The organism is Kitasatospora sp. NPDC057738 (assembly GCF_042798815.1).
Classification (GTDB): Bacteria; Actinomycetota; Actinomycetes; order Streptomycetales; family Streptomycetaceae; genus Kitasatospora; species Kitasatospora lactacystinica.
The window spans coordinates 220,785-228,796 of sequence record NZ_JBHVJT010000002.1 but is presented as its reverse complement, the minus strand read 5'-3'; the positions used below and the strand labels follow the sequence as shown (position 1 = coordinate 228,796).

General features: G+C 73.0%; 8 protein-coding genes. 2 read left to right on the top strand and 6 right to left on the bottom strand.

Annotation, left to right across the window (positions count from 1 at the left end; translation table 11 throughout):
* The 5 genes from ACFVGO_RS02215 to ACFVGO_RS02195 all read right to left on the bottom strand — a co-directional run.
* A partial coding sequence (locus ACFVGO_RS02215) for an adenylyl-sulfate kinase (RefSeq protein ID WP_380630651.1) occupies positions 1-323 on the bottom strand: 323 nt, incomplete at its 3' end.
* A gap of 47 nt (positions 324-370) precedes the next feature.
* Positions 371-1,072 (bottom strand): phosphoadenylyl-sulfate reductase, encoded by a 702-nt coding sequence (locus tag ACFVGO_RS02210; RefSeq protein WP_380630643.1) that lies wholly within the window; start codon positions 1,070-1,072, stop codon positions 371-373.
* Positions 1,053-1,235: a hypothetical protein gene (locus ACFVGO_RS02205; RefSeq protein WP_359908072.1), complete on the bottom strand. Its 183-nt coding sequence runs from the start codon at positions 1,233-1,235 to the stop codon at positions 1,053-1,055. The genes ACFVGO_RS02210 and ACFVGO_RS02205 overlap by 20 nt, the downstream gene beginning before the upstream one ends.
* Positions 1,232-2,956: a nitrite/sulfite reductase gene (locus ACFVGO_RS02200; protein WP_380358341.1), complete on the bottom strand. Its 1,725-nt coding sequence runs from the start codon at positions 2,954-2,956 to the stop codon at positions 1,232-1,234. The genes ACFVGO_RS02205 and ACFVGO_RS02200 overlap by 4 nt, the downstream gene beginning before the upstream one ends.
* A 198-nt stretch (positions 2,957-3,154) precedes the next feature.
* Positions 3,155-3,238, bottom strand: coding sequence for a putative leader peptide (locus tag ACFVGO_RS02195; RefSeq protein WP_318264789.1), 84 nt, complete (start codon positions 3,236-3,238; stop codon positions 3,155-3,157).
* 178 nt (positions 3,239-3,416) lie between these two features.
* Between ACFVGO_RS02195 and ACFVGO_RS02190 the strand changes: the two genes are divergently transcribed.
* Positions 3,417-4,859, top strand: coding sequence for a YihY/virulence factor BrkB family protein (locus ACFVGO_RS02190; RefSeq protein WP_380358338.1), 1,443 nt, complete (start codon positions 3,417-3,419; stop codon positions 4,857-4,859).
* Positions 4,860-4,978: 119 nt separating this feature from the next.
* Here the strand turns inward: ACFVGO_RS02190 and ACFVGO_RS02185 are convergent, their stop codons facing one another.
* Positions 4,979-6,553, bottom strand: coding sequence for an FtsW/RodA/SpoVE family cell cycle protein (locus ACFVGO_RS02185; protein ID WP_380630641.1), 1,575 nt, complete (start codon positions 6,551-6,553; stop codon positions 4,979-4,981).
* Positions 6,554-6,843: 290 nt separating this feature from the next.
* Here ACFVGO_RS02185 and ACFVGO_RS02180 point away from each other — a divergent pair, with 290 nt between their 5' ends.
* On the top strand, positions 6,844-8,007 hold the full coding sequence (locus ACFVGO_RS02180) for a cytochrome c oxidase assembly protein (RefSeq protein WP_380630640.1): 1,164 nt from the start codon (positions 6,844-6,846) through the stop codon (positions 8,005-8,007).
* The last annotated feature ends 5 nt before the right edge of the window (positions 8,008-8,012 follow it).

The following is an 8,012-nucleotide window of genomic DNA, read 5'->3' as shown; positions in this document are numbered from 1 at the left end:
GCGGCGCGGGAGTCGGCGAAGGGGGCGATGACCGGGGCGAGGACCTTGACGCCGTTGGCGGCGAGTTTCTCGGCGACGTAGCCGATGCGGGTGACGTTGGTGTGGCGGTCCTCGCGGGTGAAGCCGAGGCCCTTGGAGAGGAACTCGCGGATCTCGTCGCCGTCGAGGACCTCGACCTTGTGGCCCTCGGCGCGCAGGCGCTCGGCCAGGGCGAAGGCCAGCGTGGTCTTGCCCGCGCTCGGCAGCCCGGTCAGCCACACGGTGGCGCCGCGCTCGCAGGGGGCGGCCGCGCGGGCCGCCTCTACGGCTCCGTCGGCGGCCAGAGTGTCAGCTGTCACGGTTCTTTCCTTACACGAGAATGGACGGATGGTCAGAGGTGGATGCCGCACTCGGTCTTGCCGGAGCCGGACCAGCGGCCGGCCCGGGCGTCCTCGCCCTCGGCGGGCTTGCGGGTGCAGGACAGGGGGGAGCAGCCGACCGAGGTGTAGCCCTCCCACAGCAGCGGGTTGAGCAGCACGCCGTGGGCGGCGACGTAGGCGTCCACGTCCTGCTGGGTCCAGCGGGCGATCGGCGCGATCTTGACCTTGCGGCGTTTCGGGTCCCAGGACACCACCGGGGTGTTCGCCCGGGTCGGGGACTCGTCGCGGCGCAGCCCGGTCGCCCAGGCGTCGTAGCCGGCCAGGCCCCGGTTGAGCGGCTCGACCTTGCGCAGCGAGCAGCACAGGTCCGGGTCGCGGTCGTGCAACCGCGGCCCGTGCTCGGCGTCCTGCTCGGCCACCGTCCGCAGCGGGGTGAGCGTGATGACGTTGACCGGCATGGTCGCGGCCACCGCGTCCCGCGTCCCGATGGTCTCCGGGAAGTGGTAGCCGGTGTCCAGGAACACCACGTCCACCCCCGGGAACACCGAGGACGCCAGATGGGCCACCACCGCGTCCTCCATCGAGGAGGTCACGCAGAACCGCCCGCCGAAGGTCTCGGCCGCCCAGGCGAGGACCTCCTGCGCGGAGGCCTCCTCCAACTCACGGCCTGCTCTCTCCGCCAACGACGCGTAGTCAGTCGTTGTGCTGCTCATGTGACGTACCCCCGTGGTTGGTCGGTGACAGCAGGCCGAGGAACTTCAGCTGGAAGGCGCGGCGGCATCCGTGGCACTCCCAGGCACCGTGCCCGGCCTCGGAGGGGCGCAGGTCCTCGTCCCCGCAGTAGGGGCAGAAGAAAGGGGCCGCTCGCTCGCTCACGACAGCTGGTCCTCGGTCGCCCGGGCCGCCCACTGGGCGAAGCGCTCGCCCTCGGTGCGGTCGGCCTGGTAGCGGGTCAGCACGCGCTCGACGTAGTCGGGCAGGCCCGCGCTGGTGACCTTGAGGCCGCGGACCTTGCGGCCGAAGCCGGCCTCCAGGCCGAGCGCGCCGCCGAGGTGCACCTGGTAGCCCTCGACCTGCTCGCCGTGCTCGTCGGTGACCAGCTGGCCCTTGAGTCCGATGTCGGCGACCTGGATGCGGGCGCAGGCGTTCGGGCAGCCGTTGATGTTGATGGTCAGCGGCTCGGCGAAGTCCGGCAGGCGCTGCTCCAGCTCGTCGATGAGGGTGCGGCCGCGCTCCTTGGTCTCGACGATGGCGAGCTTGCAGTACTCGATGCCGGTGCAGGCCATGGTGCCGCGGCGGAACGGCGAGGGGGTGACCCGAAGGTCGAGCGCCTCCAGGCCGGCCACCACGGAGTCGACGTGCTCCTCGGCGATGTCGAGGACGATCATCTTCTGCTCGGCGGTGGTGCGCACCCGGTCGCTGCCGTGGGCGGCGGCGAGGTCGGCGATCCGGCCGAGCAGCTTGCCGTCGACCCGGCCGACGCGCGGCGCGAAGCCGATGTAGAACTTCCCGTCCTGCTGCCGGTGGACGCCGACGTGGTCGCGCCAGCGGGCGGCGGGCTCGGCCGGGGCGGGGCCGTCGAGCAGCGGGCGCTCGAGGTACTCGTCCTCCAGCACCCGGCGGAACTTCTCCACGCCCCAGTCGGCGACCAGGAACTTCAGCCGGGCGCGGTTGCGCAGGCGCCGGTAGCCGTAGTCGCGGAAGATGCCGATGACGCCGCCGTAGACGTCGGCGACCTCCTCCAGCGGGACCCACGCGCCCAGCCGCACACCCAGCTTGGGGTTGGTGGACAGGCCGCCGCCGACCCAGAGGTCGAAGCCGGGGCCGTGCTCGGGGTGGACCACGCCGACGAAGGAGACGTCGTTGATCTCGTGCGCGACGTCGAGCAGCGGGGATCCGGAGACCGCGCTCTTGAACTTGCGCGGGAGGTTGGAGAAGTCCGGGTTGCCGATGAAGCGGCGCTGGATCTCCTCGATGGCGGGCGTGCCGTCGATGATCTCGTCCTCGGCGATGCCGGCCACCGGGGAACCGAGGATGACGCGCGGGGTGTCGCCGCAGGCCTCGGTGGTGGACAGGCCGACGGCCTCCAGCTTCTGCCAGATCGCCGGGACGTCCTCGATCCGGATCCAGTGGTACTGGATGTTCTGGCGGTCGGTCAGGTCGGCGGTGCCGCGGGCGTACTGCTCGGAGACCTCGGCGATCGCCCGCAGCTGGGGGACGGTCAGTCGGCCGCCGTCGATGCGCACGCGGAGCATGAAGAACTCGGCGTCCAGCTCGTGCGGGTCCAGGATCGCGGTCTTGCCGCCGTCGATGCCCTCCTTGCGCTGGGTGTAGAGCCCCCACCAGCGCATCCGGCCGCGCAGGTCGGCCGGGTCGATCGAGTCGAAGCCCCGGTGCGCGTAGATCGTCTCGATACGTGTCCGCACATTGAGACCGTCGTCGTCCTTCTTGAACTGCTCGTTGGCGTTCAGAGGGGTGTAGTGGCCCATGCCCCACTGGCCCTCGCCGCGGTGGCGGGTCGCCTTGCGGGCCGCTGCGGGGCGGCGCTCGGCGGCGAGGTCGGCCGTGGGCTCGACGGTCTCGGAGGAGGTGGCCATGGTGAAGTCCTTCGGGGCAGGTGGCGCTGGCGCCGAATAGGTCGCGGGGCGTGCTCGGCCGTGCGGTGCCGCTCTGACCTGCGGATTTCTCAAGGCCTTGAGGGCAGTGACCGGGACCGGGCGGGCGCCTGCGCATCCGCTGCGACGGGGATGGCGGGGGAGGTCGGCGCCGGGTGCGGTGGTGCGGCGGAGTCGGGCTCAGGTCACCGGACAGATGGCGCTGGACACGCGAAGGAGGTCGACGTGGAGTCGACCTACCAGGGTGGTTCCGGCGCTAGACATGGCAAGAGATTCGCACGGCGCGGGACTCGCGGTCCACTAACATCCGGATGCTGGACGCTGAGGTTTCGTCAGGCGAGACATCCGGACGTTCCCGCCGCTCCCCGCCGGGGCGCCCGGCCACGCGCCCGTACCCCCGGGGAGATCAACCGCGCGGCCCCGGCCCGATACGGTGGGCCCTGTGCAAGCAGCAGGCGATACGAGCAGACCGAACGCCGAGCGGCCCTCCCGGCGAAGGGGCAAGGGCGCGCGGCGGGCGGCGAAACAGGCCACCTGGCGCCGCACGGCGTGGGAGCTGGTCAGGGACACCACCAACACCTGCGTCGAGTACCGGGTCACCGGGCTCGCCGCGGAGGCGGCCTTCTTCACCCTGCTGTCGATCCCGCCGCTGCTGCTCGGGCTGGCCGGCACCCTCGGCTACCTCGACGAGTTCGTCGGCGCGGGCACCATCGCCGGGCTCAAGAAGAGCATCCTCTCGGCCTCCGGGACGGTGCTGTCGGACTCCTCCGTCAACGAGGTCGTGGTCCCGCTGCTGGACGGGGTGTTCGACCGCACCCGGCCCGACCTCGTCTCGATCGGCTTCCTGCTGTCCCTGTGGTCCGGCTCCAGGGCCCTGTACATCTTCATCGACACCATCACCGTCATGTACGGGCTCGACGGAAAGCGGGGCATCGTCAAGACCCGGCTGATGTCGCTCAGCCTCTACTTCGGCGCCCTGGTGATCGGCTCGCTGGTGCTGCCGCTGCTGATGGTCGGTCCGGGGCTGCTGGAGAACGCGGTGCCCGGGGTGTCCGGGCTGGTCGGCGCCCTCTACTGGCCGGTCGCGATCGTGCTGCTGACCGTCTCGCTGACCACCCTCTACCACCTGGCCGTCCCGGTCTCGACCCCGTGGCGCGAGGACATCCCCGGCGCCCTGGTCGCCCTGGTGGTGCTGGTCTTCTGCAGCGTCGGCCTGCGGGTCTACCTGGTCAGCTCGGTCGAGGGCCCCTCGGTGTACGGCTCGCTGGCGGCGCCGGTGGCCGTGCTGCTGTGGATCTTCGTGGTGGCGCTCGCGGTGCTCATCGGCGCCGCGATGAACGCCGCGATAGACCGCCGCTGGCCCACCCTGGAGACCGCCGACGCGCGCGCCGAGAACGAGCGCGCCCACGAGGAGGCGGCCGCCGCCGTGGTCCGCGAGGTCGCCGCCCGGCGGGCCGTCGAACGGGCCCGGCGGGCCCGCGAGCTCGGGCTCGCCGAGGGCGTCGAGGAGGAGTGGGGCGAGGACGAGGGCGAGGACGTCGAGGTGCCCTCCGAGTACCCGGAGCGGTGGGCCGACGTGCTGGCCGCCGACAACGTGCGCGGCCGGCTCACCGCCCGCGGCGGGCCGCACCACCGGCCCGGACCGCCGCCGCCGGACAGCGACCGGCCGGCCGGGCCGACGCAGGGGGGCGGGCCGGGAACTCCGCCGGGGCCGCAGTCGGGGCAGCAGCCGGGACCTGCTTCCGGACCTGCTTCCGGGCCCGTGTCGGGGCCTGCATCCGGGCCTGTGTCCGGGCCCGGTTCGGGGCCGCCGCAGGGGCCGCCCGGGCAGCAGCAGCCGGGGTACCCGCCGCGACCGCCCCGGCCGCCGTGGGACCAGCGGTAGGCGGAACGAAACGGCAGGAACGGACAGGGCCTCTCCCGCGGGTGCGGGGGAGGCCCTGTCGCTCTGGCGGACGGGCGGGCGTGGGGCGGGTGGGGCTGGCGGGGGCGGCGGACGAGGGGTCAGGTGGCGGCCCGGTGCGGCGGGTGGCCGTGGGCGGGGCGCAGCTCGGTCACGGCGGAGGGGTCGGCCGTGCCGGGGGCAGTGGGGGACGGGGCCGACGGGTCCGGGGCCGACGGGTTCTGGTGCGTCGGGTCCGGGTGCGTCCGGTTCGGGTTTGTGGGGGCCGGGGCCGGGGCCGGGAGCGGCTCGGGGGAGGGCCGGGGCGGGTCCAGGGCGGTACGTCCGGAGGAGTCGCTCAGCTTGATCAGCAGCGCCACCATCAGCCAGTTCGCCAGCAGCGACGAACCGCCGGCGGCCAGGAACGGCAGGGCCTTGCCGGTCAGCGGGACCAGCCCGCTCACCCCGCCGACCACCACGAACACCTGGAGCGCCAGCGCCGCCGACAGACCGGTGGCCAGCAGCTTGCCGAACGGGTCGGTCAGGCCGATCGCGGTGCGCAGACCGCGCTGGATCAGCAGCACGTAGACCAGCAGGATCGCGGTCGCCCCGGCCAGGCCCAGCTCCTCGCCGATGGTGGTGAAGATGAAGTCGCTGCGCCCGGCGAAGCCGATCAGCCAGGGCCGTCCCGAGCCCAGGCCGGTCCCGGTCATGCCCCCGGTGCCCAGGCTGAACAGCGCCTCGGCGGGCTGCTCGGAGATCGCCTTGTCGTGCACCGGCTTGTAGTAGTCGAGCGGGTGCAGCCAGGCCTCGACGCGGCCGTGCACGTGCGGTTCCACGGTGCCGACCACCGCAGCGCCGCCGACCGCCATCAGCAGGCCGAGCACCACCCAGCTGGTGCGTTCGGTCGCCACGTACAGCATCACGATGAAGATGCCGAAGAAGATCAGCGAGGTGCCCAGGTCGCGCTCGAAGATCAGCACCAGCAGGCTGACCACCCAGATCGCCAGCACCGGGCCGGCGTGCCGTCCGCGCGGCAGGGTCAGCCCCCAGACCTTCCGCCCGGCCAGCGCCAGCGCGTCCCGGGCGGCCATCAGGTACCCCGCGAAGAAGATCGTGATCGCGACCTTCACGAACTCGTCCGGCTCGAAGGAGAGCCCGAACAGCCGGATCCAGCGCTTGGCGCCGAAGCTGTCGCCGGGGGAGAACACCGGCGCCGCCAGCAGGATCAGCGCACCCGCCATCAGCAGGTAGACGTAGCGCTGGAAGAAGCGGTGGTGCTTGACGAGGACGATCAGCGCGAGCGCCACCGCCACCGAGATGAACACCCACATCAGCTGGGAGGGCGCGGCCGGGAGCTTCTGGTAGTCGCCCTTGGCGGCGTGCGCGGCCTTGTAGCTGAAGTCCAGCCGGTCCAGCAGCACCAGCCCGAAGCCGGTCAGGAAGACGCCCAGCGGCAGGATCAGCGGATCGGCGAACGGGGCGAACCGGCGCACCGCCAGGTGGGCCGCTCCGGCCAGCGCGCCCAGCGACAGGCCGTGCACCAGCAGCCCCGGCGGCATCCGGCCGGTGAGCGCCAGGTTCGCGTCGACGTGTCCCGCCAGGCAGACGGCCACCGCGAGGGCCAGCAGGCCCAGTTCGATGTTGCGGTGGCGCGCCGCGAGTCGGCGGCCGTCGCCGCGTGCAGTGGTTCGCACCTCTTGTCATCCCCTTGTCGAGCACGTGGCGGGTCTCGCCGACGGCGCATCCTGCCAGACGTTTGTGTCTTCGCCGCGGTTGCCGGAGGGAGCGGGAACAGGGCAGAACTTTGCCCGGGCAAAGCTTTGTTGGGGCTCGGTAAAGCTTTGTTCAGGCCCGGGTATAGAGGCGGGCCCCGGGTGCGGCGGGGCCGTCGCGCGGGGACATCATGGCCGGGCGCCGGGGGAGCCCCGGCGGCGGGGTGCCCGACCGGCCGGGGACCGCCGGGACGAGCGAGGTGAGCGGGCGGATGAACGCAGTGGTGGGCGGCGCGGCGGTCGGGCCGGCGGTTGGGTCGGTGGGCGGCCCGATGGTCGGGCCGGTGGGCGGGCCGACCGGTGGTCCCGCCTCGGTGCTCGCCTACAGCGGTCCGCCGCCGTGGCGGTGGTCCGACCTGGCGACCTCCTGGACGGCCGAGCCGCTGGTGCTCGTGCTGTCGGTGCTGCTCGCTGTCTGGTACCTGGCGGCGGTGCGCAGGGTCAACCGGGCGGTGGGTGAACGCGCGGTGGGTGAACGTGCGGTGGGGGACCGGGCGGCAGCGGGGTCCGGCGGCGGGCGGCGCGCGGCCGGGCAGGGCGGCGGGCGCTGGCAGCCCGCCCGTACCGCCGCGTTCCTCGGCGGGCTGCTGCTGTGGGTCTGGTGCACCTGCTCCGGCCTCGGCGTGTACGACCGGATCCTCTTCACCGACCGGGCCGTGCAGGTCGTGCTGCTGCTGATGGTCGTTCCGCTGCTGCTCGCGCTCGGCGCACCGGTCTCCCTGCTGGTCGAGACGGCGCCGGCGGCCCGGCGGGAACGCGTCCTGCGGGCGCTGCGCAGCCGCCCGTCCAAGGTGCTGATGTTCCCGGCGGTCTCCACCGCGCTGCTGATGGCGCCGCCGTGGCTGCTCTACTTCACGCCCTGGTACGAGTGGTCGGTGTCCAGCGGGATCGGGAACGTGGTGCTGCACCTGGTACTGGTGCTGCTGGGCCTCGCCTACTTCTGGCCGCGCCTGCAGCTCGACCCGGTCGGGCATGAGTACCCCCACCTGGTCGGGCTGTTCATCACCTTCGCCGAGGTGATCTTCGACGCGGGGCTCGGGATCGTGCTGATCTACGGCGGGCACCTGGTCGCCGAGCACTACTACCTGGCGCTCGGGCGGCCGTGGGGCCCGAGCCCGGCGCAGGACCAGTCCTGGGGCGGCAACGCGTTCTGGGTGCTGGGGGACCTGGTCGGGCTGCCGTTCCTGGCCGCGCTGGTGCGGCGGATGGTGGTGCAGGGGCGGGAGGAGACCGAGGCGGTGGACGCCGAGCTGGACGCCCGCTTCGCGGCGGCCGCCGCGCGGGCGCGGGCGGTGGGAGGGCCGGAGGAGGAGGAGACCGGGATGCGGCCGTGGTGGCTGGACGACCCGAACCTCAAGCACCGGTACGGGGCGTAGCGCGG

Coding starts and splice junctions, on each gene's coding strand:
- ACFVGO_RS02210 (WP_380630643.1), bottom strand. CDS start 1,072: ATGAGCAGCACAACGACTGACTACGCGTCGTTGGCGGAGAGAGCAGGC.
- ACFVGO_RS02200 (WP_380358341.1), bottom strand. CDS start 2,956: ATGGCCACCTCCTCCGAGACCGTCGAGCCCACGGCCGACCTCGCCGCC.
- ACFVGO_RS02195 (WP_318264789.1), bottom strand. CDS start 3,238: ATGTCTAGCGCCGGAACCACCCTGGTAGGTCGACTCCACGTCGACCTC.
- ACFVGO_RS02180 (WP_380630640.1), top strand. CDS start 6,844: ATGAACGCAGTGGTGGGCGGCGCGGCGGTCGGGCCGGCGGTTGGGTCG.